General features: G+C 72.5%; 22 protein-coding genes. 8 read left to right on the top strand and 14 right to left on the bottom strand.

All coding sequences use genetic code 11. The features are described from left to right. The first annotated feature begins 77 nt into the window (after window positions 1–77). The gene (locus ACS5RC_RS18055; RefSeq protein WP_478345277.1) at window positions 78–1,373 is read left to right on the top strand and encodes a TAXI family TRAP transporter solute-binding subunit; all 1,296 of its coding nucleotides are present in this window, start codon (window positions 78–80) and stop codon (window positions 1,371–1,373) included. Window positions 1,374–1,495: 122 nt separating this feature from the next. Further along, a complete protein-coding gene (locus ACS5RC_RS18060; RefSeq protein WP_478345278.1) occupies window positions 1,496–2,179 on the top strand; it encodes an HAD family hydrolase in 684 nt (227 codons plus the stop codon). 10 nt (window positions 2,180–2,189) lie between these two features. On the opposite strand, the gene ACS5RC_RS18065 is transcribed toward ACS5RC_RS18060, so the two are convergent. The 7 genes from ACS5RC_RS18065 to ACS5RC_RS18095 all read right to left on the bottom strand — a co-directional run bounded on the left by ACS5RC_RS18065 (window position 2,190) and on the right by ACS5RC_RS18095 (window position 11,604). After that, complete coding sequence (locus tag ACS5RC_RS18065; RefSeq protein WP_478345279.1) at window positions 2,190–5,453, bottom strand: efflux RND transporter permease subunit; 3,264 nt, start codon at window positions 5,451–5,453, stop codon at window positions 2,190–2,192. Between the two features lie 94 nt (window positions 5,454–5,547). Beyond that, window positions 5,548–6,735 (bottom strand): M48 family metallopeptidase, encoded by a 1,188-nt coding sequence (locus tag ACS5RC_RS18070; protein WP_478345280.1) that lies wholly within the window; start codon window positions 6,733–6,735, stop codon window positions 5,548–5,550. A 16-nt stretch (window positions 6,736–6,751) separates the two neighbouring features. Further along, window positions 6,752–8,077, bottom strand: coding sequence for a DUF898 family protein (locus ACS5RC_RS18075; RefSeq protein WP_478345281.1), 1,326 nt, complete (start codon window positions 8,075–8,077; stop codon window positions 6,752–6,754). A 168-nt stretch (window positions 8,078–8,245) separates the two neighbouring features. Beyond that, window positions 8,246–8,680, bottom strand: coding sequence for a Tellurite resistance protein TerB (locus tag ACS5RC_RS18080; protein WP_478345282.1), 435 nt, complete (start codon window positions 8,678–8,680; stop codon window positions 8,246–8,248). A gap of 127 nt (window positions 8,681–8,807) precedes the next feature. Beyond that, window positions 8,808–9,008: a DUF3606 domain-containing protein gene (locus tag ACS5RC_RS18085; protein ID WP_478345283.1), complete on the bottom strand. Its 201-nt coding sequence runs from the start codon at window positions 9,006–9,008 to the stop codon at window positions 8,808–8,810. A 312-nt stretch (window positions 9,009–9,320) separates the two neighbouring features. Then, window positions 9,321–9,542: a YbdD/YjiX family protein gene (locus tag ACS5RC_RS18090; RefSeq protein ID WP_478345284.1), complete on the bottom strand. Its 222-nt coding sequence runs from the start codon at window positions 9,540–9,542 to the stop codon at window positions 9,321–9,323. Between the two features lie 4 nt (window positions 9,543–9,546). Further along, the gene (locus ACS5RC_RS18095; RefSeq protein WP_478345285.1) at window positions 9,547–11,604 is read right to left on the bottom strand and encodes a carbon starvation CstA family protein; all 2,058 of its coding nucleotides are present in this window, start codon (window positions 11,602–11,604) and stop codon (window positions 9,547–9,549) included. A gap of 222 nt (window positions 11,605–11,826) precedes the next feature. On the opposite strand from ACS5RC_RS18095, the gene ACS5RC_RS18100 reads away from it, so the two are divergent. After that, entirely contained in the window at window positions 11,827–12,693 is an 867-nt protein-coding gene (locus ACS5RC_RS18100; RefSeq protein WP_478345286.1) for an NAD(P)-dependent oxidoreductase, read from the top strand. 96 nt (window positions 12,694–12,789) lie between these two features. On the opposite strand, the gene miaA is transcribed toward ACS5RC_RS18100, so the two are convergent. After that, window positions 12,790–13,716, bottom strand: a complete 927-nt coding sequence (gene miaA, locus ACS5RC_RS18105) for a tRNA (adenosine(37)-N6)-dimethylallyltransferase MiaA (protein WP_478345287.1) — start codon at window positions 13,714–13,716, stop codon at window positions 12,790–12,792. A gap of 17 nt (window positions 13,717–13,733) precedes the next feature. Between miaA and serB the strand changes: the two genes are divergently transcribed. The 3 genes from serB to ACS5RC_RS18120 all read left to right on the top strand — a co-directional run bounded on the left by serB (window position 13,734) and on the right by ACS5RC_RS18120 (window position 16,895). Next, entirely contained in the window at window positions 13,734–14,630 is an 897-nt protein-coding gene (serB, locus tag ACS5RC_RS18110; protein WP_478345288.1) for a phosphoserine phosphatase SerB, read from the top strand. Between the two features lie 222 nt (window positions 14,631–14,852). After that, window positions 14,853–16,085, top strand: a complete 1,233-nt coding sequence (locus ACS5RC_RS18115; RefSeq protein ID WP_478345289.1) for an acyl-CoA dehydrogenase — start codon at window positions 14,853–14,855, stop codon at window positions 16,083–16,085. Window positions 16,086–16,193: 108 nt separating this feature from the next. Continuing rightward, entirely contained in the window at window positions 16,194–16,895 is a 702-nt protein-coding gene (locus tag ACS5RC_RS18120; RefSeq protein WP_478345290.1) for a BA14K family protein, read from the top strand. Between the two features lie 67 nt (window positions 16,896–16,962). Here ACS5RC_RS18120 and moaA read toward each other — a convergent pair whose 3' ends face one another. Continuing rightward, window positions 16,963–17,991, bottom strand: a complete 1,029-nt coding sequence (moaA, locus tag ACS5RC_RS18125; protein ID WP_478345291.1) for a GTP 3',8-cyclase MoaA — start codon at window positions 17,989–17,991, stop codon at window positions 16,963–16,965. A gap of 139 nt (window positions 17,992–18,130) precedes the next feature. Between moaA and ACS5RC_RS18130 the strand changes: the two genes are divergently transcribed. Together ACS5RC_RS18130 and ACS5RC_RS18135 are read left to right on the top strand one after the other, a co-directional pair. After that, window positions 18,131–18,556, top strand: coding sequence for a gamma-butyrobetaine hydroxylase family protein (locus ACS5RC_RS18130; protein WP_478345292.1), 426 nt, complete (start codon window positions 18,131–18,133; stop codon window positions 18,554–18,556). Between the two features lie 18 nt (window positions 18,557–18,574). Further along, window positions 18,575–18,904 (top strand): cupin domain-containing protein, encoded by a 330-nt coding sequence (locus ACS5RC_RS18135; protein ID WP_478345293.1) that lies wholly within the window; start codon window positions 18,575–18,577, stop codon window positions 18,902–18,904. Between the two features lie 124 nt (window positions 18,905–19,028). Here ACS5RC_RS18135 and ACS5RC_RS18140 read toward each other — a convergent pair whose 3' ends face one another. From ACS5RC_RS18140 to nadA, 5 genes are all read right to left on the bottom strand, one after another. Continuing rightward, a complete protein-coding gene (locus ACS5RC_RS18140; protein ID WP_478345294.1) occupies window positions 19,029–19,694 on the bottom strand; it encodes a L,D-transpeptidase in 666 nt (221 codons plus the stop codon). A 480-nt stretch (window positions 19,695–20,174) separates the two neighbouring features. Further along, a complete protein-coding gene (locus tag ACS5RC_RS18145) occupies window positions 20,175–21,554 on the bottom strand; it encodes a cytochrome P450 (RefSeq protein ID WP_478345295.1) in 1,380 nt (459 codons plus the stop codon). A gap of 118 nt (window positions 21,555–21,672) precedes the next feature. Further along, window positions 21,673–22,545: a carboxylating nicotinate-nucleotide diphosphorylase gene (nadC, locus tag ACS5RC_RS18150; protein WP_478345296.1), complete on the bottom strand. Its 873-nt coding sequence runs from the start codon at window positions 22,543–22,545 to the stop codon at window positions 21,673–21,675. Further along, a complete protein-coding gene (locus ACS5RC_RS18155) occupies window positions 22,542–24,065 on the bottom strand; it encodes an L-aspartate oxidase (RefSeq protein ID WP_478345297.1) in 1,524 nt (507 codons plus the stop codon). Before ACS5RC_RS18155 ends, nadC begins: the two co-directional genes overlap by 4 nt. Beyond that, window positions 24,062–25,120, bottom strand: a complete 1,059-nt coding sequence (nadA, locus tag ACS5RC_RS18160; protein WP_478345298.1) for a quinolinate synthase NadA — start codon at window positions 25,118–25,120, stop codon at window positions 24,062–24,064. The genes ACS5RC_RS18155 and nadA overlap by 4 nt, the downstream gene beginning before the upstream one ends. Window positions 25,121–25,430: the final 310 nt, after the last annotated feature.

Genomic DNA, 25,430 nt, shown 5'->3' on the forward strand with positions numbered 1-25,430 from the left:
CCATCCGCACGGGCGGGTTCGACGCGCGCCGGGCCGCCGGCTGGCTCCTGCGCCGGGAGACGCTTCTAGCCGCCGCGGTGGCGCTCCTCGGCGCGGGCGCGGTCGCGGCCTGGTACCTGCTGCAGGCCACGGTGCTCACCATCGCGGTCGCCCCGCGGGACGGCACCGAGCCCGACCTGATCAAGGCCTATGCCGACGCTCTCGATGCGGGCGGGGAGAGCGTGCGCCTGAAGATCCTGTCGTTCGACGACGTGCGCGAGAGCGCCGCCGCCCTGCAGGAGGGGCGCGCCGACCTCGCCGTGGTGCGGCCGGACGTCCTGCTCCCGACGAACGGGCTGACCCTCGCCATCCTGCGCGATCAGGCGATGATCATCGTCTCGCCGGAGAGCGCCGGCATCCGGAGCTTCCCGAAGCTCGCCGGCAAGCGGCTCGGCATCGCGGCGCACCGGGATGCCGACTTCGCCCTGCTCAAGAGCATCCTGGGCTATTTCGGCCTGCCGCTCGAGGAGCCGGGCGCCGCCGCCCGCGAGCGGGCGGTGCAGCTCGTCCGGGTGGACCAGGAGGGTGTCGCCGCCGCCTTCCGCGAGAAGCGCATCGACGCCTTCGTGAGCATCATCGCGCCGTCGGCCCCGAAGGCGCTCGCCCTCGTCGGCGCCGTCCGCTCGGTCGCCCGCACCGGCAAGGTGGAATTCGTCGCGGTCGAGGACGACGACGCCATCATCGAACGCTTCCCGCGGCTCCAGGCGGTGAGCGTGCCGGGCGGCCTGTTCGGCGGAGACCCGAAGCTTCCGGCCGACGACGTGAAGACGGTGGGCGCCTCCTACCGGTTGGTGGCGCGGGCCTCGCTGAGCCGCGCGGTCGCAGCCGACGTGACCCAGATGCTGTTCGAGAAGCGGACCGCGGCCGCCCAGACGACGGACGCCGCCGAGTACATCCAGGCCCCGGCCTACGACACCACTGCGGCGGCGACGAGCGCGCGCATCCCGATCCATCCGGGCGCCATCGACTATTTCGAGCGCGAGCAGCACGGCTTCGTCGATCGCTACGGCGATACCCTCTACCTGCTGGGCGCCATCGCGGGCGGCCTCGTCTCGGTCCTGGCCTGGATCCGCCAGCGCCTCGCGGGGCTGCGCCGGGAGCGCATCGACGAGATCGTCGAGCGGCTGCTGGAGGTCGCCGGGCTCGCCCGGTCGAGCCGCGACGGGACGGAGCTCGATGCGCTGACCACCGAGGTCGACGCGCTGGCCGCGGACGCGGTGCGCTACAGCCGCGAGCGCACGCCGGACGGTCCGACGATGACGGCCGTCGCCATCGCGCTCGACACCGCGCGGGCGACGCTGGCGGACGGCCTGCGCCGCGCCGGCCCCCGCTGAACGGATCCCGCGGCGGGATGCGCGACCCGCCGGGGCGCACGGGGCTTCCGCGCGCCGGCACGCCCGGTTGCGGGGGCGCCGGCGGAGGGTTAGCGAGGCGCGACCCACAACCGAGAGAGCCGATGTCCCTGCCCCCGATCGCCGTGTTCGACCTCGACGGCACGCTTGCCGAGACAGCGGGCGACCTCGTCGGCACCCTGAACGTCCTGATGGTCCGCGAGGGCCTGCCGGAGCTACCCCTCGCCGAGGCGCGCGACCTGATCGGCGCGGGCGCCAAGGCGCTGATCCGGCGCGGCTTCGAGACGGCCGGCGCCACGCTGAGCCCGGAGCGGCACGAGCAGCTCTTCCTCGATTTCATCGCGCATTACGGGCAGAACATCTGCGGGAGCTCGCACCTCTATCCGGGCCTGACCGAGGCGCTCGACCGGCTGGAGGCGGACGGGTTCCGCCTCGCGGTCTGCACCAACAAGGTCGAGGGGCTGGCGATCGACCTCCTGGAGAAGCTCGGCATCGCCGGGCGCTTCGCGGCGATCTGCGGCCGCGAGACCTTCCCGTTTCACAAGCCCGATCCGCGCCACATCACCCTGACGATCGAGCGGGCGGGCGGCGATCCGGCCCGCGCCGTGATGGTGGGCGATTCGCGCGCCGACATCGACGCCGCCAAGGCGGCGGGGGTGCCGGTGGTGGCGGTGACCTTCGGCTACACCGACGTGCCCGTCGACCAGCTCGGGCCCGACCGGGTCATCGGGCATTTCTCGGACCTCGCCGGCGCCGTCGCGGCGCTGGTTCCGCGCCGCGCGGCCTGAGCGGCCGGGATCAGGCCCCGGCCGCCGACGCGCCCGTCTCCTCGGCCTCGAGGTAATCCGCCGGCGCCTGGACCGGCGCGCTGCGCAGCAGCGTGTAGAGGAAGGGGACGAAGAGCAGGGTCGAGGGCGTGCCGAAGGCGATGCCGCCCATCACCGCGCGGGCGAGCGCGGCGTTCTGCTCGCCGCCCTCCCCGGTGCCCAGAGCCATCGGGATCAGGCCGAGGAACATCGCCCCCGCCGTCATCAGCACCGGCCGCAGGCGCGTGTCGCCGGCGAGCAGGGCCGCCTCCAGCGCCGAGCAGCCCGTCGCCTCCCGGTGCTCGCGCGCGAAGGTGACGAGCAGGATGGAATTCGCCGAGGCGATGCCCACCGACATGATCGCCCCGAACAGCGAGGGGATCGAGAAGGTGGTGCCGGTGATGAACAGGCTGGTGACGATGCCGCAGAAGGCGAGCGGCAGCGCCAGCAGCACCACGAAGGGATCGCCCCAGCTCTGGTAGTTCACCGCCATCAGGAGGTAGACGGCGACGAGCGCGATCGAGAGGCCGACGCCGAGGCGGAAGAAGGCCGATTCCATGTTCTCGATCTGGCCCCGGACGGTGATCTTGTCGGGTGCCGGCAGCGCCTTCTGCTCCTCGGCCACGATGGTCTGGATCTCGGCGGCGACCGAGCCGAGATCGGAATCCTGCACCGCCGCGTAGATGTTGAAGGTCGGCGCGGTGTTCACGTGGCCGATCACCGTCTGCACGCCCTCCCGCCGGAAATCGGCGACGCTCGACAGGAGCGTCAGCACGCCCGGCTGGTCGCCCGCGCCCTGGACGAGAAGCGGGGTGTTGCGGAGCGCGGTGAGGGAATCGTTGCGGTATTCCGGGGTCTGCACCCAGAGCTGGTAGGGGATGCCGGTCTTCGGGTCCGACCAGAAGTTCGGCGTCACCTGAAAGGAGCCGGCCAGCGAGACGTTGAGGCCCTGCGCCACCTGCTGCTGCGTCAGCCCCAGCTCCGAGGCGAGGCGGCGGTCGACGTCGACGAAGAATTGCGGCGTGCCGACGATCTGGTGGAGATGCACGTCGACCACGCCGCGGGTCTCCTTCAGCCGGCGGACGATGTTCTGCGCGGCGTCGAGGTCCTTGGCGGTGTTGCGGCCCGAGACCTGGACGTCGATCTGCGACAGGGTGCCGAAATTCAGGATCTGCGTGATGATGTCGGAGGGCTGGACGTAGACAACGAGGTCGGGAAAGCGCTCGCGCAGGACCTCGCGCAGGCGCTTGGTGTAGAGCGCCGTCGAGCCGTGGCCCTCACGCAGGCTGATCAGCATCTGGCCGTCGTTGTAGGCGACGAACGAGCCGTCCGAGAAGGCGAAGTTGTAGTTGTTCGAGGGCAGGCCGATGTTGTCGAGCACCTGCTCGATCTCGCCCTGCGGGATCACCTCGCGCACCGCCGCCTGGACCGCCGCGAAGGTCTGCTCCGCCGTCTCGATCCGCATCCCCGGGCGGGTGCGCAGGTGCAGGGTGATCTGGCTCGAGGCGACCTGCGGGAAGTAGTCGCGCCCGACGAAGACGAACAGCACGCCGGTGCCGGCGAAGACGAGGCCCACGACGGCGAGCGTGGCGATGCGGCGGCGCAGGACGACGTGGAGCAGCCCGAGATAGCCGCGGTGGAAGCGCGCGAAGCGGGCCTCGAAGCCCTGCCGGAACGCCCCGGCCGCCCGCACCACCGGGCGCCCGACGAACCCGAAGGCCCGCGCGATGCGGCCCCGGCGGCGCTCCGGAGCGCCGCCGCCGTGGTGCTCGGCATATTCGCGCGCCACCAGCACGTCGATCAGCACCGGTACCAGGGTGCGCGACAGCAGGTAGGAGGTCAGCATCGCGAACACGACCGCGAGCGCCTGGGGGGTGAACAGGTAGCGGGGCGTGTCGGTGAGGGCGAAGACCGAGGTGAAGGCCGCGCAGATCGACAGCGTCGAGATCAGGGTCGGCTTGGCGATGCTGGCCGCGCCCTCGACCACGGACTTGCGGAAGGGCTCGCCCTCCTCGAACAGCCGGTAGGTGTTCTCGATCGCCACCGTCGCGTCGTCCACCAGGATGCCGACCGCGAGGGCGAGGCCGCCCAGCGTCATCACGTTGATGGTCTCGCCGAGCGCCGCGAGCACCGCGAGCGAGGTCAGGATCGAGAGCGGGATCGAGATCAGCACGACGATCGTCGAGCGCCAGGAGCCGAGGAAGAGCAGGATCGTCAGCCCGGTGAGCCCGGCGGCGATCATCGCCTCGTGCAGCACGCCCTCGATCGCCGCGGTGACGAAGACCGACTGGTCGAAGAGCGGCTTGATCGACATGCCCTCGGGCGCGGCGGCCCGGATCTCGGGCAGCGCCTTCTTGACGTTGTTGACCACGTCCAGCGTCGAGGCGGTGCCGTTCTTGAACACCCGCATCAGCACCGATTGCAGCCCGTCCGAGCGCACGATGTTGACCTGGGGCGGCCCGCCGTCGCGCACGTAGGCGACGTCGCGCACCAGCACCGGCTGGCCGGCCACGGTCTTGATCGGGATCTGGTTGAGCGCCTCGATCGCCTCCGGGGTGGCGTTGAGCTGGATCGGGTATTGCTGCTCGCCGATCTTGGCGAGGCCCGAGGGCACCGTCAGGTTCTGGGCCGACATCGCGTTGGTGACGTCGAGGGCCGTCAGCCCGAGCGCCTGGAGCGCGTGCAGGTCGAGATCGACCATGATCTGGCGGGGGGTGCCGCCGAAGGGCGAGGGCAGCGTCGAGCCCGGCACCTGCACGAGGCGCTGGCGGATGCGGTACTGGGCGTAGTCGTTGACCTTGGTGAGGCTCTCCTTGGTGGAGGTCATGGCGAGCTGGATCACCGGCACCGAGGAGGCCGAGAAGCGCAGCACGATTGGCGGCTGCACGCCGGGGGGCATGGTGGCGCGGATCGAGTTCATGGCCGAGACGGTCTGCGAGATCGCGAGATCGATGCTCACGTCGTCGTCGAAATAGACCTTCTGGACCGCGGTGCCCTGGAGCGTCGTCGACTCCATGCGCTTGATGTTGTTGACGTTGTTGGAGAGCGAGAACTCCGCGTAGGTGGTGATGCGGCGCTCCATCTCGGAGGTCGAGAGCCCCGTATAGGTCCAGACCACGACCACGACCGGGATGTCGACGACGGGGAGCACGTCCTTGGGCGTCACCACCACGGCGGCGGTGCCCCCGAGCGTCATCAGCACGGCCAGCACGTAGACCGTGATGCGGAACTTCAGCGCGTACTGAACGAGGCCCATGCGGTCTTCCGCGCTCCGTCTCCGAGCGTCCCTCGATGGCGTCCGAACCGGGATCGGGCGGCGTGCGGAGGTCCGCGCCGCGCCGATCCCTCTATCACAACCGGGGGTAGGCGTGTTTCTGCAGGATGTCCGCCGGCCCGGGCGGGCCGCCGTGTCGCAGGTGGCGGATCGGTTGCGCCTGCGGCGCGGAGGCGCAGACGTCCGACAGGAGCGCCCAATCCACCGGACCGAGGATGCGGCGCGTCCCCGCCTCCGGGCCGGCCCGGGCGCGGATCGCGGCGGCCCGTTCGCGGGTGAAGGGATGGCTGCGCAGCAGCGCGAGGCCGTCCGGCTCGTCGCGGGCGATGCGCTCGAGGATGTCGGCCAGCGCCGCGCCGTTGCCGCCCGCCCGCGCCATCGCGTCGACGGCGTAGGCGTCGGCCGCGCGCTCGGCCTCGCGGGTATAGCCGGCCTGGAGCGCGGCCTGTCCCAGCCCCACGATCAGCGTCGAGCCGGTGAGGTCGCCGAGAACGAGACTGAGCACGAAGGCGGTCCCCGAGGCCTGGATCAGGGCGCGGGTCGGGTCCTGGGCGGCGACGTGCCCGAGCTCGTGGGCGAGCACCGCGGCGAACTCGTCGGCGTTGCGCGCCTCGGCGATCAGGCCGGAGAGGACCAGGATCCGCCCCCCCGGCAGGGTCAGGGCGTTGGCCGTGGCGTGGCGCAGCACCGCGACCCGCGGGCCGGACGGAAGCGCCGGATCCCGGCCCTCTCCGGCCTGCTCGCCGAGGCGGGCGAGGAGGCGGTCGAGCACGGCCCGGCCGGCCGGCTCCGTGCAGGCCTTCGGGCTGCCCAGAAGGCGGACCGCCTGCGTCTCGACCGCGGCGCCGAGGCGCTCCTCGGCGAAGGCCGGCACCCACCGGACCGCCAGGCGGGCCGCGGCCGGCATGCCGAGGAGCGTGGCGAGCAGGAGCGCCCCAGCGGCGGCGACCGACCAGAGCACCAGCCGCGCCGTGCCCCGCTCGCCGTCCCGGAGGGCGAGGTCGGGGCAGCGCGCGGCGAGCGCCGCCGCCAGAGCGGCGTCGGTGAACTCGACCCGGCCGGCCTCGCCCACCGGCCCGACCCGCATCAAGGGCGGCTCCGACGCCGCCGCCCGGAGATCGAGGAGGTGCCACTCGCGCGAGATCCCCGGGCCGCTGAGGCTGAGGCCCGTTCCGAGCCGCAGGGTCACCGGATGCGGGCGCGCGCTCAGGCCGTCGAAGTAGCGCCCCGAGGCCGTGAGCGGAGCGTCCGCCGCGCCCGTCATCGCAGCCCAATCCGCATCAGAACCCGATCTGCAGGGCGCCGCCGACGTCGAGCGCGTCGGCCAGGCCCTCCTGCAGGCCGCTGCCGGCCGGGCCGGAGGCGGCGACGATCGCCGCGAGCCGGTCCGGATCGCTGACGCCGGTGCTGCGGGCGACCGCGCCCCAGAGGCCGGCCTGGATCACCCGGACCTTGAACACGGCGAGGGCCAGCAGCACGCCGAGGCCGGTCGCGAAGATGCCGAGACCGATGAGCGCCTGGAGCGGGCCGATCGCCGCCTTGACGTCAAGACCTGCTCCGACCGCGCCCCCGCTCAGAAGGGCGCCGGCCACGGCCGCCAGAACGCCCAGGAGCGCGACCCCGACAACGAGGCCGACCGCGATCAGCGCGAAGCGCAGGTAGGGCCCGTAGAAGGCCCGGCCCGTCAGGGTCGAGACCAGCCGGACGTCGCCGAGGCTGGCCGCATTCAGGAAGGCCCGGACCTCGCGAGCCCGGTAGAGCGGGACGAGGAGCAGCGCCAGGGGCAGGCAGATGGCCGCGACGCTCGGGAGGGCGATGAGCAGGGCGGCGACAGCGGTCCCCGCATAGGCCGGGTTGGTCGTCACGGCATCGGGGCCGCCGCCGGGCCGGTGGACCAGGAGATCCGAGACCGAGAAGCCGGTGGCGAACAGGAGCGCGAGCCCGACCAGGAGGGGCGGGCCCAGGCCGACGGCGTAGAGGGCGAGCCAGGGGCCCAGCACCATCCGGCCGGTGGCGGTCGAGCGCATCCGGCTGGTGCCGACGAGGGTATGATCGATCCGGTAGCGCTCAAGATGCGCGCGCATGAACGGGAAGGCGAGGCCGAGCGTCAGGGCCGTGAGCAGCCACCAGCCGAGCGTCCGGGCGGCGTAGGCCCCGGCGCTGCCGTCCTGGCCGAGGCGGATGCCGCGCCACAGCGTGCGGGAGGCCCGGTAGCGGCGCCCGCGATAGAGCGCGTAGGGCACGAGCAGCACCGGCAGGAGCGGCGTCAGCCCGCCCAGAACAGCCGCGAGACCGGGCGAGACCAGGGCGGCGGCGCTGGCGACCACGCCGGAGCCGAGGAAGAGACCCGAGAGCAGCAGCATCGCGAGCAGGAAGCCGATGAACAGCTCCTTTCCGGTGCCGGTATATTCGCCGGGCGAGCCGGCGACGAGGGTCCGGCTCCAGAAGTAGCGCCGCAGGCCGGTCATGTACCAGAACCGGTAGATGCCGAAGGTGGCGACCGAGAGCAGGATGCCCTTCAGCACGATCGCGTTCAGGCCCCGCAGCCGCGGGTCGAAGGTCACCGCGCCGTCGCGCGGGACGAGCCCTGTGCCCGCCGCATCCATCGCCGCCCTCGTCACGAACCGTTGCCGTCCCGCGTCAGCTTAGCCGCGCGGCGCATGACGAGGCCAGAGGCGGGGATTGCGCGGACGTGCCTTTCGATTGCCTCCGGGTCCCGGAATCAGGGCCCGCGATCCCGGAGCCGGCGATCGATCCCTAGGATCGGCGCGGCGTCAGCGCAGCAGCGCGTCCTTGTCGACCTGGAGGGCCGCCGCGATCTCGGCCAGCGCCTTGTGCTCGACCTCGCTGATGCCGCCGGCATCGGCCACGTCGGCGGCGATCAGGAACACATCCTGGCGCTGCTCGATCGGGCGGTCGGCGATGGCCTGGACGAGCCGCAGATTCTCGAGGCGCCCGGCCCGCGTCTTGGCGCGGGCGATCCCTTCGTAGAGCTCCTGCTCGATCCGCAGGGTGTCGTAGGATTTCTCGAGGATCGGGTTCGCCCGCATCCCGGCGATGGCGAGCTCGATCTCCTCCTCGGCGATGTCGCCGTCGGCCAGGATCACGTTCGCCGCGGCCGAGACCGAGGCTTCGAGGAACAGCGCGTCCCCGGCATAGGACAGAATCGTCCGGCCGAACCGCAGGATAGCGTCCTGGAAGATGCTCATGCCAAGCTCCCGTTCAGCGGAGAGGCCGGCATTGCGGGGATCAAGTCAAGATGCTCCCCGCGGTTGCGCACGGCCGGATCCGTGCGCGGGGCCCGACCGTCCGGGATCGTCCGGCGCGGCGGCCCGCTCAGGTGATGGTCTCGTGGCCCGGCCAGTCGCGGCCGAGATGCGCGGCGACGCGGGCGGGATCGTTGCCCACCGCCTCCACCGCCGCCTGGACCTGCTCGACCGGGACCATGAAGCGGCGGGCCCAGTAGGCGCGCTCCCACGGTGCGCCGGTATTCACCGCCTTCGGCTCGGTCGGGTCCCCGCGAGACTCACCATCCATGGTTCACGCTCTCTCCACACGCATCGATTCGGCGGGAAAACGCGGCGCGGGCCGGTTTCGTGCCCGAGCCCGGAGGCCCGGCCCCGCAAAATCTCGTGCGCAGGGGCCGCGCCTCCGAACGCAAGGCTCGCTTCCAGGCCTCCCCGACGGATGCGGAGCGGGGTTTGATCAAGCCGGATCTGGCTGCGATGCCCCGGAAGGCGGGGGTCGGCCGGCATCGGCCCGCGGTGCCGAAGGCCGTATGAAACCCGCGCCCGCCGCTGCGCCGGGCCGCCTCGCACCGAAGCGGCACCCGCTTCGGCGGAGAGCGCCCTAGCAGCAGCGGAAGCCGCTGGTGTTGCCGACGCCGAAGCGCGCGTTCTCCCGGTTGCGGAAGAACTCGATCTCGCTCATCGGCGTCCGGTCCGGATGGGTCCGGCGGATATGCTCGGCATAGGCCGCGTAATCCCCCTGCCCCACCATCAGGCGGGCGCCGTCGCAGACGCATTTCTGGAGCGTCTTCCAGCGATCCATCAATCCCTGCGACGGCTGCATCGGGTCACTCCGCCGGGATGGCGCGGGCATCGGATTCCAGCGCCGTCCAGCGGTCGGCGCGGAAGGCACGGGCGCAGGCCAGGATGCCGAAGGCCGCGATCGCCACGACGAGGCCGATGAACATCGCGGCGAGCGCGGCGTCGATCCGGTCGTTGAGGATGATCTGACTCATCTGGTCGACGGTCTTGGCCGGGGCCAGGACCTTCCCCTCGGCGAGCGCGCTCGCGTAGCGGTCGGCATGGGCGAGGAAGCCGATCTTGGCGTCGGTGGAGAAGATCTTCTGCCAGCCCGCCGTCAGGGTGCAGATGCAGAGCCACACGGTCGGGATGATGGTGACGAAGGCGTAGCGCTCGCGCTTCATCTTGAAGATCACCACCGTGCAGAGCGTCAGCGCCACCGCGGCCAGCATCTGGTTCGAGATGCCGAAGAGCGGCCACAGGGTGTTGATGCCGCCGAGCGGGTCGGTGACGCCCTGGTACAGGAAGTAGCCCCAGGCGCTCACGGCGATCGCCGTCGCCAGGATGCTCGGCACCCAGGACGCGGTCTCCTTGAACGACGGCACCGCGAGCCCGATGAGGTCCTGCACCATGAAGCGACAGGCGCGCGTGCCCGCATCGACCGCGGTGAGGATGAACAGCGCCTCGAACAGGATCGCGAAATGGTACCAGAACGCCATCATGCCCTTGCCGCCGATGGCCGAGGAGATGATGTGCGCCATGCCGACCGCGAGCGTCGGGGCGCCGCCCGCCCGGGAGATGATGGTGTGCTCGCCGACGTCCTGGGCCGTCTGCGTGATGGTCTCGGGCGCGATGGTGAAGCCGAGCTTGGTCACCGCGGCGGCGGCGGTCTCGGGCGTGGTGCCGACGAGGGCGGCCGGCGAGTTCATGGTGAAGTAGACGCCCGGATCGATCACGCAGGCCGAGATCAGGGCCATGATCGCCACGAAGGATTCCATCAGCATGCCGCCGTAGCCGATGAAGCGCGCATCGGCCTCGCTGGCGATCAGCTTCGGCGTGGTGCCCGACGAGATCAGGGCGTGGAAGCCCGAGACCGAGCCGCAGGCGATGGTGATGAACAGGAACGGGAAGAGCTGGCCGGACCAGACCGGGCCCGAGCCGTCCACGAACCGGGTCATCGCCGGCATCTGCATGTGCGGGGCGACGAAGGCGATGCCGACCGCCAGGCCCGCGATCGTGCCGATCTTGAGGAAGGTCGAGAGGTAGTCGCGCGGGGCGAGCAGCAGCCAGACGGGCAGGATCGAGGCGACGAAGCCGTAGCCGATCAGCAGCCAGCAGAGCTGCGTTCCCGTGAAGGTGAAGGCCGGCCCCCAGACCGGGCTCGCCGCGACGTTCTGGCCGTAGAGGATCGCGGCCATCAGCAGCACGAAGCCGAGGATCGAGACCTCGCCGATCTTACCCGGGCGGATGTAGCGGGTGTAGACGCCCATCAGCATCGCGATCGGGATGGTCATCATCACCGTGAAGGTGCCCCACGGGCTCTCGGCCAGCGCCTTCACCACGATGAGGGCCAGCACGGCGAGCAGGATCACCATGATCAGCAAGGTGCCGACCAGGGCGATGATGCCCGGCACGGTGCCGAGCTCGGCCCGGATCAGCTCGCCGAGCGAGCGCCCATCGCGCCGCATCGAGACGAACAGCACCACGAAATCCTGCACGGCGCCCGCCAGCACCACGCCGGCCAGGATCCAGAGCATGCCCGGCAGGTAGCCCATCTGGGCGGCGAGCACCGGCCCGACCAGGGGGCCCGCCCCCGCGATCGCCGCGAAGTGGTGGCCGAACAGCACGGTCTTGTTGGTGGGCACGTAGTCGAGCCCGTCGTTGTGGCGCACCGCCGGCGTCTCGCGCCGCGGATCGAGGCGCATCACCTTCTCGGCGATGAAGAGCGAGTAGTAGCGGTAGGCGATCAGGTAGACGCAGACCGCCGCGACCACGAGCCAGAGGGCGTTGACGGCCTCGCCGCGCTCGACCGCGACGATGGACAGGGCGGCGGCGCCGAGGGCCGCCACGAGGGCCCAGGGCCCGTGCTTGCTGATTGCGCCCATCGGCGTCTCGCTCCGAAAAACCGGCTCTTGAACGGCCGGCGCAGGCGGCCCTTGTGGCCCAAATTCGCCAGCCCGAGAATAGGGTTCCGGGGGATTTTGCCGACAATCGCGCCCGCGATTCAAGCGTGGCCGGAGTTCCGGGCGCTGCGCGCGGTTTGACCGGGGCCCGCGCCAAAACTAGACCGCAGGGACGCATTCAGGGCGCGAGCGGAGACGGACACGATGGCGAAGGTTGCCTTTCTGGGCCTCGGCGTGATGGGCGGCCCGATGGCCGGACATCTCGCCCGCAAGGGCCACGACGTCACGGTCTACAACCGCACGGGCGCCAAGGCCGAGTCCTGGGTGGCGGCCAACGGCGGCGCGCACGGCGCGACCCCGCGCGCGGCGGCCCAGGGTGCCGAGATCGTCTTCGCCTGCGTCGGCAACGACGCGGACCTGCGCAGCGTGGTGCTCGGCGCCGACGGCGCGTTGGCCGGGATGGAGCGCGGCACGGTCTTCGTCGACCACACCACGGCCTCCGCCGAGGTGGCGCGAGAGCTGGCCGGGGCGGCGGGCGACGCGGGCATCGGCTTCGTCGACGCGCCGGTCTCGGGCGGACAGGCCGGCGCCGAGAACGGCGTGCTCACCGTGATGTGCGGCGGCGACCCCGAGACCTACGCCCGGGTCGAGCCCGCGATCATGGCCTATGCCCGCGCCTGCCGGCTGATGGGCCCGGTGGGCTCCGGCCAGCTCACCAAGATGGTGAACCAGATCTGCATCGCGGGCCTGGTCCAGGGGCTGTCCGAGGGCGTCCACTTCGCCAAGCGCGCGGGCCTCGACGTCGAGGCGGTGCTCGACGTGATCTCGAAGGGCGCGGCCGGTTCCTGGCAGATGGAGAACCGCGGCAAGACCATGAATGCCGGCACCTTCGATTTCGGCTTCGCGGTCGACTGGATGCGCAAGGATCTCGGCATCCTGCTCGACGAGGCCCGGCGCAACGGCGCCAAGCTCCCAGTGAGCGCCCTCGTCGACCAGTTCTACGCCGAGGTGCAGGCCATGGGCGGCAACCGCTGGGACACGTCGAGCCTCGTGGCGCGGCTGGAGCGCTGAGACGCCGAGACCGGCGCGCATTCCGGCGACGCGGCTGCGGGCTCGTCGAAGGACCGCGCGTCGCCATCGGGACCGGGCGCCGCCGACCGGATGCGGTCAGGTCGGCGCCAGGCCGTCCAGCGCGGCCTTGGGATCCAGCCACGTCCAGTCCGCCCCCATCTGATGGCGGAACCACGTGAACTGGCGCTTGGCGTAGGCGCGGGTGTCGCCCTGCCCCCGCGCGACGGCCTCGGCGAGGCTCAGCGTGCCGTCGAGATGGGCGATCAGGCCCGGAACGCCGTGGGCGCGCATGATCGGCAGGAGCGGATCGAGCCGGCGCTCGCGCAGCGCCGCGACCTCGTCGAGGGCGCCCTCCGCGATCATCGCCTCGAAGCGCCGGTCGATGCGGGCGCGCAGTTCGGCCCGGTCCGGGGCCAGGAAGAGCCTGCGCAGCGATTGCCCGGCGAGCGGGCCCGGCACCCGCGCCCCGTGGAAGTCCCGGATCGGGCGGCCGGTCGCGGCGAGGATCTCCAGGGCGCGCAGCACCCGCGCGCGGTCGCTCGGGCGCAGCAGGGACGCCCCGTCGGGATCCCGCGCGGCGAGGTCGGCGTGCAGGGCCTCGGTCGGCCGGCCCTCGGAATCCGCCCGGACCGCCGCGCGCACGGCGTCGGGCACCGGCGGCAGCTCGGAGAAGCCTTCCTCGAGGGCGCGGAAATACAGGCCGGTGCCGCCGACGAAGACCGGCAGCCGGTCGCCCAGCGCCGGCAGCAACGCCGCGACCTCGCGGGCGAACCGACCGGCCGAGTAGTTCACCGCCCCGTCGACATGGCCGTAGAGGTGGTGGGGCACGCGCGCCTCCTCCTCCGGGCCCGGCCGGGCGGTGAGGCGGCGCAGATCCGCGTAGACCTGCATCGAATCGGTGTTGACCACGACGCCGCCGTGCCGGAGCGCCAGCGCGGAGGCCAGCGCCGACTTGCCCGAGGCGGTCGGCCCTGCGATGAGGATCGCCGCCGGCCGGTCGTTGGGCGGCCCCTGTGACTTCACGTGCGGACGGCTCCCGGATGACCCTCGTCGCGGTCCTGATATCAAACCCGGAGCGGCCCGCCATCACCGACGCGGTGCTCGCCGAGGCGCGGCGCGTGCTCGCCACCGAGCACCAGCCCCGCCCCCTGCACGGGGAGGTCGCCGCCGAGATCCTGGTGCCGGGCGCGCCCGCTTCGGCCCCAGCGCTGACGGACCGGCTGCGGCAGGCCCTCGCGGGCGAGCCGATCGATGTCGCGGTGCTGCCCGCCGACGCGCACCGGCGCAAGCGCCTGTTCCTCGCCGACATGGATTCCACCATGATCGAGCAGGAATGCATCGACGAACTGGCCGATGAGGTCGGGCTGAAGCCCCGCGTCGCGGCGATCACCGAGCGGGCGATGCGCGGCGAGATCGCGTTCGAGCCGGCGCTGCGCGAGCGGGTGGCGCTCCTGAAGGATCTGCCGCTGGGCACGGTCGACGCGCTGATGCGCACGCGCATCAGCATGACGCCCGGCGGGCGCACGCTGGTCCGGACGATGCGGGCGCACGGGGCACGCACCTGCCTCGTCTCGGGCGGCTTCACCCTGTTCACCGGGCCGGTCGCCGACCGGCTCGGCTTCGACGAGAACCACGCCAACCGCCTCGTCCTCGACGGCGACCGGCTCGCCGGCACCGTGGCGGAGCCGATCGTCGGCAAGGCCGAGAAGCGCGCCACCCTGATCGCGCTCCGCACGCGCCTGGGCCTCGATCCGGGCGAGACGCTGGCGGTCGGGGACGGCGCGAACGACCTCGACATGCTGGGCGAGGCCGGGCTCGGCGTCGCGTTCCGGGCCAAGCCCGCGGTCGCCGCCGCGGCCGATGTCCGGATCGACCACGCCGACCTCACCGCCCTGCTCTACCTGCAGGGCTTCGCCGCCGCCGAATTCGTGGACTGAGCCGAGGACCGAGCCGAGGCCTTTGACCGACCCGAGGTCCTGGCCCGCCCCGATCTCTCGGGGCCGGCCGGAGCGCCTCCCGGCGGAGCATGGCCCGCGCCTGTCACCGTCCGGGCTGGCACCCGCCGCCGGTCCGCTTAGATTGGCCGGCAACGTCCGGTCCCCGAGACCGGCATCGTCCGGCCCGCGCGGCCGGACCCGGACAGAGGCGAGGAACCGACCATGAATGCTCCCCTGCGCGCGCCTGCGGGCTCCGCCGCCCCCTCGGCCCCGCCCTCGGCGCGCTTCGTCTGGGACGACCCCTTCCTGATCGAGGACCAGCTCACCGAGGACGAGCGCGCGATCCGCGACGCGGCCCACGCCTTCGCGCAGGAGGAGCTCCTGCCCGGCATCGTCGAGGCCTACGCCAACGAGACCGGCAATCCCGGGCTGTTCCGCAAGATGGGCGAGCGCGGCCTGCTCGGGGTGACGCTGCCGGAGGAATACGGCTGCGCGGGCGCGAGCTACGTCGCCTACGGGCTGGTGGCCCGCGCCGTCGAGGCGGTGGATTCCGGCTACCGCTCGATGATGAGCGTGCAATCCTCCCTCGTGATGTACCCGATCTACGCCTACGGCTCGGAGGAGCAGCGCCGGAAGTTCCTGCCCCGCCTCGCCTCGGGCGAGTGGATCGGCTGCTTCGGCCTGACCGAGCCCGATGCCGGCTCGGACCCGGCCGGGATGAAGACCCGCGCCGAGAAGATCGACGGCGGCTACCGCCTCTCGGGCGCCAAGATGTGGATCTCGAACGCCCCCTTCGCGGACGTCTTCGTGGTCTGGGCCAAGTCCGACGCGCACGAGGGCGCGATCCGCGGCTTCGTGCTCGAGAAGGGCATGGCGGGCCTCTCCGCCCCGACGCTGAAGGGCAAGCTCTCCCTGCGCGCCTCGACCACGGGCGAGATCGTGATGGAGGGCGTCGAGGTCGGCGAGGACGCGCTGCTCCCGAACGTGTCCGGGCTCAAGGGCCCGTTCGGCTGCCTCAACCGGGCGCGCTACGGCATCTCCTGGGGGGCCATGGGCGCGGCCGAGGATTGTTGGCACCGGGCGCGCGCCTACACGCTGGAGCGCAAGCAGTTCGGCCGACCCCTCGCCCAGACCCAGCTCGTGCAGAAGAAGCTCGCCGACATGCAGACCGAGATCGCGCTGGGCCTTCAGGCCTCCCTGCGCGTCGGGCGGCTGATGGACGAGAACCGGATGGCACCCGAGATGATCTCGCTGATCAAGCGCAACAATTGCGGCAAGGCGCTCGACATCGCCCGCACGGCACGCGACATGCACGGCGGCAACGGCATCATGGGCGAGTACCACGTCATGCGCCACGCCCAGAACCTCGAGACGGTCAACACCTACGAGGGCACGCACGACGTCCACGCGCTGATCCTCGGCCGGGCCCAGACCGGGCTGCAGGCCTTCTTCTGAGCCGCCCCCGGAGCGGGGCAGGACGCGAATGACAAGATGTCGCACCCGACGAAGGCGGCTCGGCCTTCGTTGACCCTGTTCAGAGGTCACGACATCAGGACGAAACCCATGACACGCATTCTCATCGTCTCCACGCTCGCGCTGGGCGCCCTCGCCCTGCTGCCGGCCGGCGCCGACGCCCGCGGCGGCTTCCGCGGGGGCGGGGGCGTGGGCGGATTCCACGGCGCCGGCGGATTCAGCGGCGGCGCCCTCGCGGGCGGCGGATTGACGAGCCGCGGCGGCGGCTTCGGCGGCGGCGGCTTCGCCGGAAACCGCGGCGGGTTCGCGGGCAACCGGGGCGGCTTCGCGGGGAACCGGGGCGGCTTCGGCAATCCCGGCTTCGCCGGTCGGGCGGGAATCGCCACCGCCGGCGTCGGCACGGCGGGCTTCGCGGGCCGCGGCGCCCTCGGCAATGCCGGCTATCGCGGGAACGCGGGCTTTGCCGGGCAGCGCGGGTTCGGCGGACAGCGCTACGGCTATCGCCGCGGCGGGCGCGGCCTCGGCTATGCCGGCGTCGGCCTGGGTCTCGGCCTCGCGGCCGGCGGCCTCTACGGCGCCTACGGCTACGGCTACCCCGCGGCTTACGGCTACGATTATCCGGGCAGCTACGGGTACGACGACGGCTATGCCACGGTCGGCTACGGCGCCGAGACGACGGAAGCCCCCGCGACCGGCGACGACACCGCCTATTGCGTCCAGCGCTTCCGCTCCTACGACGTCCGGACCGGCACCTATCTGGGCAATGACGGCCGGCGCCACGCCTGCCCGTAAGGGATAGCGCGCCCGCGCGGGTCAGGCTCGCGCGGGTCAGGCCCGCGCGGGGCAGCCCTCGGCCGCCCTACCCGCCCGTCACGCTCATGTGCCGCGGCACGGCGGCCGGGCGCTGGCGCTCGATGACGAAATCGTGGCCCTTCGGCTTGCGGGCGATCGCGTCGATCACCGCCTGCGTCACCAGGGCGTCGTCCGGCGAGGCCCGGAGCGCGGCGCGCAGATCCGCGGCATCCTCCTGCCCGAGGCACATGTAGAGCTTGCCCGTGCAGGTCAGCCGTACGCGGTTGCAGCTCTCGCAGAAATTGTGAGTGAGCGGCGTGATGAAGCCGAGGCGTCCCCCCGTCTCCTCCACCCGCACGTAGCGCGCCGGGCCGCCGGTGCGATCGGGCAGCGGCGTCAGGGTGTAGCGCGCCTCAAGGCGCTGGCGGGCGACCGAGAGCGGCAGGAACTGATCGGTGCGGTCGCCCTCGATCTCGCCGAGCGGCATGACCTCGATCAGCGTCATGTCCATGCCCAGGCCGTGCGCCCAGGCGATCATGTCGGCGATCTCGTGCTCGTTGACGCCCTTCAGCGCCACCGCATTGATCTTGACCTTGATGCCCGCGGCCCGGGCGGTCGCGATCCCGTCGAGAACCACCGCCAGGTCGCCCCGGCGGGTGATCGCCCGGAACTTGTCGGGGTCCAGCGTGTCGAGGGAGACGTTCACACGGCGCACGCCGAGTTCGGCGAGTTCGCCCGCGAATTTTCCGAGCTGGGTGCCGTTGGTCGTGAGCGTCAGCTCCTGCAGCGCCCCAGTGCCCAGATGGCGCGAGAGCCGCCGGAACAGGTGCAGGATGTCGCGCCGCACCAGCGGCTCGCCGCCGGTGATGCGGAGCTTGCGCACGCCCCGATCGATGAACACCCCGCAGAGCCTGTCGAGCTCCTCGAGCGTCAGCAGGTCGCGCTTGGGCAAGAAGTTCATCTCCTCCGCCATGCAGTAGACGCAGCGGAGGTCGCACCGGTCCGTCACCGAGATGCGCAGATAGGTGATCGCCCGCTGGAACGGGTCGATCAGCGGCGCGACGGGCGCTGCGGTATCGGTACGCGGACCCCACATCTGGGACTCTGCACTGTGCGGCCTGACGGCGGGATCGGCGTCGGATGACGAACCTAGCATGCCCTGGCATATGAGGGGATCCGCGTCGCCGGGCAAGCCGATCGCACCGCGCGGTTGCACAGGACTTGAGGAGAGAGCCGTGACCGAAGAGCGCTGGCCGACCGAGATCCGCCTGTCCGCGGACAGGCGCGTGCTCAACGTGGCCTTCGACGACGGGGGGCGCTTCGCCCTACCGGCCGAGTATCTGCGGGTGTCGAGCCCCTCCGCCGAGGTGCAGGGCCACTCGCCCGCCGAGCGCAAGGTGATCGGCGGCAAGCGCGAGGTCGAGATCCTGGCGGTGGAGCCCGTGGGCAATTACGCGGTCAAGCTCGGCTTCGACGACCTGCACGACACCGGCATCTTCGGCTGGGGCTACCTCTACGAGCTCGGTGCCGAGTACGGCAGCCGCTGGGAGACCTACCTGCGGGAGCTGGCCGAGCGCGGCCTCGACCGGGAGCGCCGCGGGACGGCCGCGGCGGCGGCGAAGGGCGGCGGCTGCGGCAGCGGCAGTTGCGGCTGCCACTGACCGGACGCGGCGAACTCCATGGCCTTCGCCTGCACGATTCCGGCGCTGGCCACGGTCCAGCGCGACGACGCCTCCCTGCGGATCACCCGCTGGGACTTCCCACCCGGCGCGGTGACCGGCTGGCACGAACACGGCTGGCCGTACTTCGTGGTGATGCTGGTGGCGGGCACCCTCCGGGTGCACGACGGCACCGCGGTCAGCGAGACCCGGCTCGCGGCCGGCGAGGCCTACGGCCGCCCGGCCGGGATCCGGCACGACGTCCAGAACGGCTCGGACCACCCGATCGCCTTCGTGGAGATCGAGGTGAAGCGGCCGGAGGCGTTGGCGTTCGCGCCCCTGCCGGCCTGAGCCCGGCGCCCGTGCCGGCCTGATCTCCTCCCCGCGCCGGCCCGAGCCGGACGCCGGAACGCGACGGGGGCCGGCGTCGCCGCCGGCCCCCGGATATCTGGATCGCCGCGAGCCGGACGGGCTTTCAGCGCTGGACGATCACCTTCGTGCCGACCTTGGCGCGGGTGTAGAGATCGGCCACGTCGTCGTTCGTCATCCGGATGCAGCCCGACGAGACGGCGGTGCCGATCGTCTCCGGCTCGTTCGAGCCGTGGATGCGGTAGATGGTCCCGCCAAGATACATGGCGCGGGCGCCGAGCGGGTTCTCGATGCCGCCCTTCATGTAGCGCGGCAGGTCGGGACGGCGGCGCAGCATGGTCGACGGCGGACGCCAATCCGGCCACTCGCGCTTCATCGTGATGGTCTGCACGCCGCCCCAGGTGAAGCCCGGACGGCCGACGCCGACGCCGTAGCGCAGGGCCTCGCCGTTGCCAAGGACGTAGTAGAGCCGACGCTCGGCCGTGGAGACCACGATCGTGCCGGCGCCGTAGGGGCCGTTATACGACACGGTCTCGCGCGGGATCGCCGACATCTGCGGGACGGCGGAGGCCATCGGGTCGGCGGCCGGGTTCAGGGAGGCGTTGGCGGTGGGCACCGCCACGGTCTCCACGGCCTGCGGGCGCACGCGGACCGTGAGGGCGTTGTCGAGCGGCTGACGAGTCAGCGGATCGATCTCGTAGGCGAGCGCGGGGGATGCCCACGCGGCAGCCGCGCAGACGAGCCCGATCAGGGCGGGGGCGGAACGACGCATCGAGGCCTCTCGAAGGCAGGCTGGTACTGTGGAGAACGCGGTGGATATCGCAGGCACACTGGGGCGCCATGTCTCCACAACGGGTAAACGAGCGCCGCCCAAAGCCAAGCTCGAAACCGCATTGCAGCACGGTTCGGACCGCCTCGTGACTGCGTGGCAACACTGTGGCAGCTTTGCCGTAAGGCGCCCGCGGCGGCCCTGCGCCCCCTGTGGAATCAGGGCTTTGCGGACCCCGCGGCGCTGGCCGGCCGCGGCGGGATTGCGGCGGCGCGGCGGCCGGATCGCGACGCGATCCGGACCGGGCGACAGGCCGTGAACATTGTATGCAGTTTCGAGCGCGCGCGGCTGCGCCGCCGGCCGGCCTAGGCTAGGAGTGTCCCAGCCCGTTCCCTGAGACCGCGGGCCACCTTCCCGAAAGCGCGACCCTCCTGATCCGGAGTCGCGCTTTTTCCTTGTCCGGGGCCTTGCGCGGGGCCGCGCTCAGCGCCGCTCCACCCAGACCGGCAGCCCGCCCTGGGGCTGCAGGCTGATCGCGCCGAAGGGCACGACCGGCCGGTCGGAGGCCAGCCGGAAGCGGTAGCGGCGGGCCAGCGCGACGATCACGGCGAGCATCTGGGTCATCGCGAAGGACGCGCCGACGCAGACGCGCGGCCCCGTGGCGAAGGGCAGGTAGGCGAGCTTGGGCCGCCCGGCGCTGTTGGCGTCGAGGAAGCGGTCGGGATCGAACCGGTCGGGATCCTGCCAGAGCCGGCGATGGCGGTGCACGATCCAGGGCAGCACGGCGACGATCGTGCCGCGCCGGACCGTATGGCCGCCCACCACGTCGCGGGCGGCGGCCTGCCGCAGGATGGCTGGGATCGGCGGGTAGAGGCGCATCACCTCCTCGAGCACGCGGCGGGTATAGGGCAGCTGCCCGAGGGTGTCGGGCTCCGGCGCGCGCCCGCCCAGGACGAGGTCGATCTCCGCGTGGACCCGGGCCTCCACCTGCGGGTGGAGGGCGAGGAGGTACCAGATCCAGGTGAGCGCCCGGACCGAGGCCGCCCCCCCGGCGATGAGGCTCGCGGCCTCGTCGCGCACCTCCGTATCCGGCAGGGTCAGGCCGGTCTGGCGGTCGCGGATGCGGACGAGGCGGTAGAGCAGGTCCTGCGCGCCGGCATAGCCCTCGGCCCGGCGCTCGGCGATCATCGCGTGCAGGCGCGCGTCGTGCAGCTTCAGCGTCGGGTCGCGCCGGTCGTGGACGAAGCGCCGGGCGAGCCAGTCCGGCATCGGCACGAGGTCGATCGGCCGCGGCTTGTGCGGCACCTTCGAGAGCCAGCGCAGGATCGCGACGCCGTCGGGATCGCCGCCCGTCACGATCTGGTTCCACAGCAGGGTGGCGAGCCCGCCGACCCAGCGCTCGATGTCGAGGGGCGCCTCCGCCGCGGCGCCCGCGGGCGCGAGCGTCTCGGCATGCGCCTCGGCCAGGGCGATCAGGCCGGGCACGTCCGGGCGGATGGCGCGATGGTCGATCGCCGGGGTGGCGACGCGGCGGTGGCGGCGCCAGGTCTCGCCCTCGCTGGCGAGCGTGCCGGTGCGCAGGTCGGTCTCGAACAGGCGCCGGATCGAGGTGACGCGCGGATAGGTGTCGAAGCGATCGATCAGCACGTGCCGGATCGCCGCCGGGTCGCTCACGAACAGGACGGGCTGGAGCAGGTAGCGCCGCGGCACGATCGGCCGCTCGAACAGCTCCTCGTCGCAGACCGCGAGGGAGTTCGTCGCCACCGTCCTGAGCAGCCCGGCGACGCCGAGCGGCCGTGCCGGACGCGGCGGCATGGCCGGGACGGGACCGCGCGGATCCTCCTCGGGCGTCACCCGCATCATGGATTTGCGCCGTCCCCCGCCCGCGGCGAAGGCGCCCGGCCGAGCGGGGTTATTGCCGAGGGGCGGCGCCCGGGCAAGTCCGCGCAGATCCGGGCGCGCCGCGCGGGCGGAACCCGGATCAGGCCGCGTCGAGGCCGAGATCGATGATCGCGGCGCTGTGGGTGATCCAGCCGCAGGAGATCAGGTCGACGCCGGAGGCCGCGACGGCGCCCACCGTCTCGACGGTGATGCGGCCGGACGCCTCGGACAGCGCCCGCCCGTCGATCATCGCCACCGCCTGCCGGAGCATGTCCGGCCCCATGTTGTCGAGGAGCACCGCGTCGGCGCCGACGGAGAGCGCCTCCTCGAGCTGGGCCAGCGTGTCGACCTCGACCTCGATCTTGACGAGGTGGCCGGCCCGCGCCCGCGCCCGGGCGATCGCCGGCACGATGCCGCCGGCCACCGCCACGTGGTTGTCCTTGATCAGCACGGCGTCGTCGAGGCCGAAGCGGTGGTTCGAGCCGCCGCCGGCCCGAACCGCGTGCTTCTCCAGCGCGCGCAGGCCCGGCGTGGTCTTGCGGGTGCACACGATGGCGGCCTTGCCGTGCGGGCGCGCCGCCGCGACGAGGCCCGCGGTCGCGGTGGCGACGCCGGACATCCGGCAGAGCAGGTTCAGGGCGACGCGCTCCGCCGTGAGGATGGCGCGCGCCGGGCCGGCGAGCCGGATCACCACGTCGCCGGGGACGACTCGCGCCCCGTCGCCGCGCTCGACCGTGACGCTGACGGCCGGGTCGATCAGCTCGAAGGCGATGCGCGCGGCGTCCACCCCGGAGATCACCCCGGTCTGGCGGGCCGCGATGAAGCCGTCGAGGCGGGCCTCCGGCGGCACGATCGCGTCGGTGGTGATGTCGCCGGCCCGGCCGAGATCCTCGAGGAGCGCGGCCCGCACCACCGGCTCCACCAGGAGGCGCGGCAGGGGCAGGATGTCGGCGGTGCCGTCGGTGTTGCTCATCGGGCCAGGGCCTCCGCGGCCGGAACGCTGTCGGCGAGGGCGCGGCGCAGGGCGCCGAGCGTGGTCTCGGTGTGGCGCGCGGGGGCGGCCCCGCTGAAGTCGCTGCGCCAATGGGCGCCGCGGCTCTCCTCGCGTCGGAGCGCGCCGTGGGCGATCAGCAGGGCGACGAGGGACGCGTCGCAGGTCTCGATCGCGGGCGCCAGCCGGGCCACCGCCTCGGCGAGACCCTGCGCGTCGCGCACGACGCCCACATGCGTCTCCATCAGCCGGCGGATCGGCGCGAGGTCGCCGGACGTCCGCACGGTGCCGTCATCGGGCAGGATCGCGGCGGGCGGCGGCAGGTCGAGCCCCTCGGCGATGAAGCCCGCGAAGGCGAGGGCCTCCAGCAGCGAGTTGCTGGCGAGCCGGTTCGCGCCGTGCAGCCCGGTCGAGGCGACCTCGCCGCAGGCGTATAGACCGGGGACCGAGGTCGCGCCCCGGGCATCCACCTTGACGCCGCCCATGTGGTAATGCGCCGCCGGCCGCACCGGGATCGGCGCGCGGGCCGGATCGATCCCGGCCGCGGCGCAGAGCGCGGCGACGGTGGGGAAGCGCGTCGGCATGCGGGTCCCGAGCGCGCCGCGCGCGTCGAGATGGACAATGCGTCCGCGTGCCAGCGCCTGGAAGATGCCGCGGGCCACCACGTCCCGCGGGGCGAGATCGCCGCCCTCGATCCCGGCCATGACCGGATCGCCGCGCTCGTCGATGAGCCGGGCGCCCTCCCCGCGCAGGGCCTCGGTGGCGAGCGGCATCGGATCGGCGCCGGCCGCGATCGCGGTGGGGTGGAACTGCACGAATTCGAGATCGCGCAGGACCGCGCCGGCCCGCGCCGCGAGGGCGAGGCCGCGCCCGGTGGCGCCGCGCGGGTTGGTCGTCGCCGCGTATAGCGCCCCGAGGCCGCCGGTGGCGAGCACCACCGCCCGGGCCGGGATGCGGAAGGACGCGCCGTCGCGGGCGCAGACCACCCCGGCGACGGCGCCGTGCCGGTCGCGCAGGAGATCGCGCACGTCCGCCACGACGACCTCGATCGTGGGGGCGGCCTGCACGGCCCGCACGAGGCCCTCCAGCACCCGGGCGCCGGTGGCGTCGCCGCCCGAGCGGACGATGCGGCGGCGGCCATGCGCCGCCTCGAGGCCGAGGGCGAGCGCGCCCGCCTCGGTGCGGTCGAACGGGATCCCGAGGGAGACGAGCCACGCGATCAGGCCCGGCCCCTCGGCGGCCACCCGGGCGGCGACGTCGGGCCGGCTCAGGCCGGCGCCCGCCGCCAGGGTGTCGGCGGCGTGCAGGCCCGGCGCGTCGTCGGCGCCGATCGCGGCGGCGATGCCGCCCTGCGCCCAGCCGGTGGCGGTGCCGGTGCCGAGCGGCGCGACGCTCACCAGGGTGACCGGCCGGGGCGCAAGGCGGAGCGCCACGCTGAGGCCGGCCACGCCCGCGCCGACCACGACGACGCGGTCGGCCGGGTTGCGGGAGAAGGCGTTCATCGCGCGATCACCGTCGGGGCGGAGGCCTTCGAGGCCGGCACCGCGAGCATGCGCTCCACCGCCGCGCGCGCCCGGTCGGCGAGCGCGGGATCGACGGTGACCTCGTGCGTGAGGGTCTCGAGCGAGCGGCGGATGTTGCGCAGGCTCATGCGCTTCATGTGCGGGCACATGTTGCAGGGCTTGATGAACTCGATGTCGGGGTTCTGCGCCGCGATGTTGTCGGCCATCGAGCACTCGGTGACGAGCACCACCTGCGCCGGCCGCTTCTCGGTGACGAAGTTCATCATCATCGCGGTCGAGCCCGAGAAGTCGGATTCGGCCACCACCTCGGGCGGGCATTCGGGGTGGGCGATGACGGTGACGCCCGGGTAGCTCTCGCGCACGTCGCGGATGTCGGCCGGCGTGAAGCGCTCGTGCACCTCGCAATGCCCGGCCCAGGTCAGGATCTCGACCTCCGGCACCTCGGCCTGGACGTTCTGGGCCAGGAACTCGTCGGGGATCATCAGGACGCGCGGCACGCCGAGCGAGCGCACGACCGCCACGGCGTTGCCCGAGGTGCAGCAGAGGTCGGACTCGGCCTTCACCGCCGCGGAGGTGTTGACGTAGGTCACGATCGGCACGCCCGGATAGCGGGCGCGCAGGCCCCGCACGTCCTCGGCGGTGATCGAATCGGCGAGCGAGCAGCCGGCCCCCATGTCGGGGATCAGAACCGTCTTGCTCGGGTTCAGGAGCTTGGCCGTCTCGGCCATGAAGTGGACGCCCGCCAGCACGATCACGTCGGCATCGACCGTCACGGCCTCACGGGCGAGCGCGAGACTGTCGCCCACGATGTCGGCGACCGTGTGGAAGATCTCCGGCGCCTGGTAATTGTGGGCGAGGATCACCGCATTGCGCTCCCGCTTCAGGCGCAGGATCGCCTCGATGTCGGGTGCCAGCGCCGGCCACTCGATGGCCGGAACGTGCCGGCTCACCCGGGCGTAGATGTCGGGCAGGGGCATCGCGCCGGCGAGGCCGGGAACGGGTGCGCTCGGGATCGGTCGACTGGTCGCCGCCATGGCGTCCTCCATTATGCTCAGTTTGAGCATTGTGCCGCCTAACTTAGGTGGCCCGGGCGTCCCTGTCCAGATATGCTGAGACTGAGCATAAAGGTTTTGCGACGCGGTGTTATGCTGCGGCGCAGCGCGGATCGCCTGCCGCGCGCGCCCCGCCGCGGCTGATCCGGCGCCCGGACTTCCACCGGTGCTCCCGACGCACTGGTGCAGCGACCGTCTCGGTCCAGTGCTTCCGATCGCCGCGCCAAGTCCGCCCGAAGTCTTGCGACAGGACCGGTAACCTATGTTGCTGCACCCGGCGGGCCCCTGCGCG

This window comes from Methylobacterium sp. HJ2 (assembly GCF_056431005.1).

Coding starts and splice junctions, on each gene's coding strand:
- ACS5RC_RS18060 (WP_478345278.1), top strand. CDS start 1,496: ATGTCCCTGCCCCCGATCGCCGTGTTCGACCTCGACGGCACGCTTGCC.
- ACS5RC_RS18065 (WP_478345279.1), bottom strand. CDS start 5,453: ATGGGCCTCGTTCAGTACGCGCTGAAGTTCCGCATCACGGTCTACGTG.
- ACS5RC_RS18070 (WP_478345280.1), bottom strand. CDS start 6,735: ATGACGGGCGCGGCGGACGCTCCGCTCACGGCCTCGGGGCGCTACTTC.
- ACS5RC_RS18075 (WP_478345281.1), bottom strand. CDS start 8,077: ATGGATGCGGCGGGCACAGGGCTCGTCCCGCGCGACGGCGCGGTGACC.
- ACS5RC_RS18080 (WP_478345282.1), bottom strand. CDS start 8,680: ATGAGCATCTTCCAGGACGCTATCCTGCGGTTCGGCCGGACGATTCTG.
- ACS5RC_RS18085 (WP_478345283.1), bottom strand. CDS start 9,008: ATGGATGGTGAGTCTCGCGGGGACCCGACCGAGCCGAAGGCGGTGAAT.
- ACS5RC_RS18090 (WP_478345284.1), bottom strand. CDS start 9,542: ATGCAGCCGTCGCAGGGATTGATGGATCGCTGGAAGACGCTCCAGAAA.
- ACS5RC_RS18095 (WP_478345285.1), bottom strand. CDS start 11,604: ATGGGCGCAATCAGCAAGCACGGGCCCTGGGCCCTCGTGGCGGCCCTC.
- ACS5RC_RS18100 (WP_478345286.1), top strand. CDS start 11,827: ATGGCGAAGGTTGCCTTTCTGGGCCTCGGCGTGATGGGCGGCCCGATG.
- serB (WP_478345288.1), top strand. CDS start 13,734: ATGACCCTCGTCGCGGTCCTGATATCAAACCCGGAGCGGCCCGCCATC.
- ACS5RC_RS18115 (WP_478345289.1), top strand. CDS start 14,853: ATGAATGCTCCCCTGCGCGCGCCTGCGGGCTCCGCCGCCCCCTCGGCC.
- ACS5RC_RS18120 (WP_478345290.1), top strand. CDS start 16,194: ATGACACGCATTCTCATCGTCTCCACGCTCGCGCTGGGCGCCCTCGCC.
- moaA (WP_478345291.1), bottom strand. CDS start 17,991: ATGTGGGGTCCGCGTACCGATACCGCAGCGCCCGTCGCGCCGCTGATC.
- ACS5RC_RS18135 (WP_478345293.1), top strand. CDS start 18,575: ATGGCCTTCGCCTGCACGATTCCGGCGCTGGCCACGGTCCAGCGCGAC.
- ACS5RC_RS18140 (WP_478345294.1), bottom strand. CDS start 19,694: ATGCGTCGTTCCGCCCCCGCCCTGATCGGGCTCGTCTGCGCGGCTGCC.
- ACS5RC_RS18145 (WP_478345295.1), bottom strand. CDS start 21,554: ATGATGCGGGTGACGCCCGAGGAGGATCCGCGCGGTCCCGTCCCGGCC.
- nadC (WP_478345296.1), bottom strand. CDS start 22,545: ATGAGCAACACCGACGGCACCGCCGACATCCTGCCCCTGCCGCGCCTC.
- ACS5RC_RS18155 (WP_478345297.1), bottom strand. CDS start 24,065: ATGAACGCCTTCTCCCGCAACCCGGCCGACCGCGTCGTCGTGGTCGGC.
- nadA (WP_478345298.1), bottom strand. CDS start 25,120: ATGGCGGCGACCAGTCGACCGATCCCGAGCGCACCCGTTCCCGGCCTC.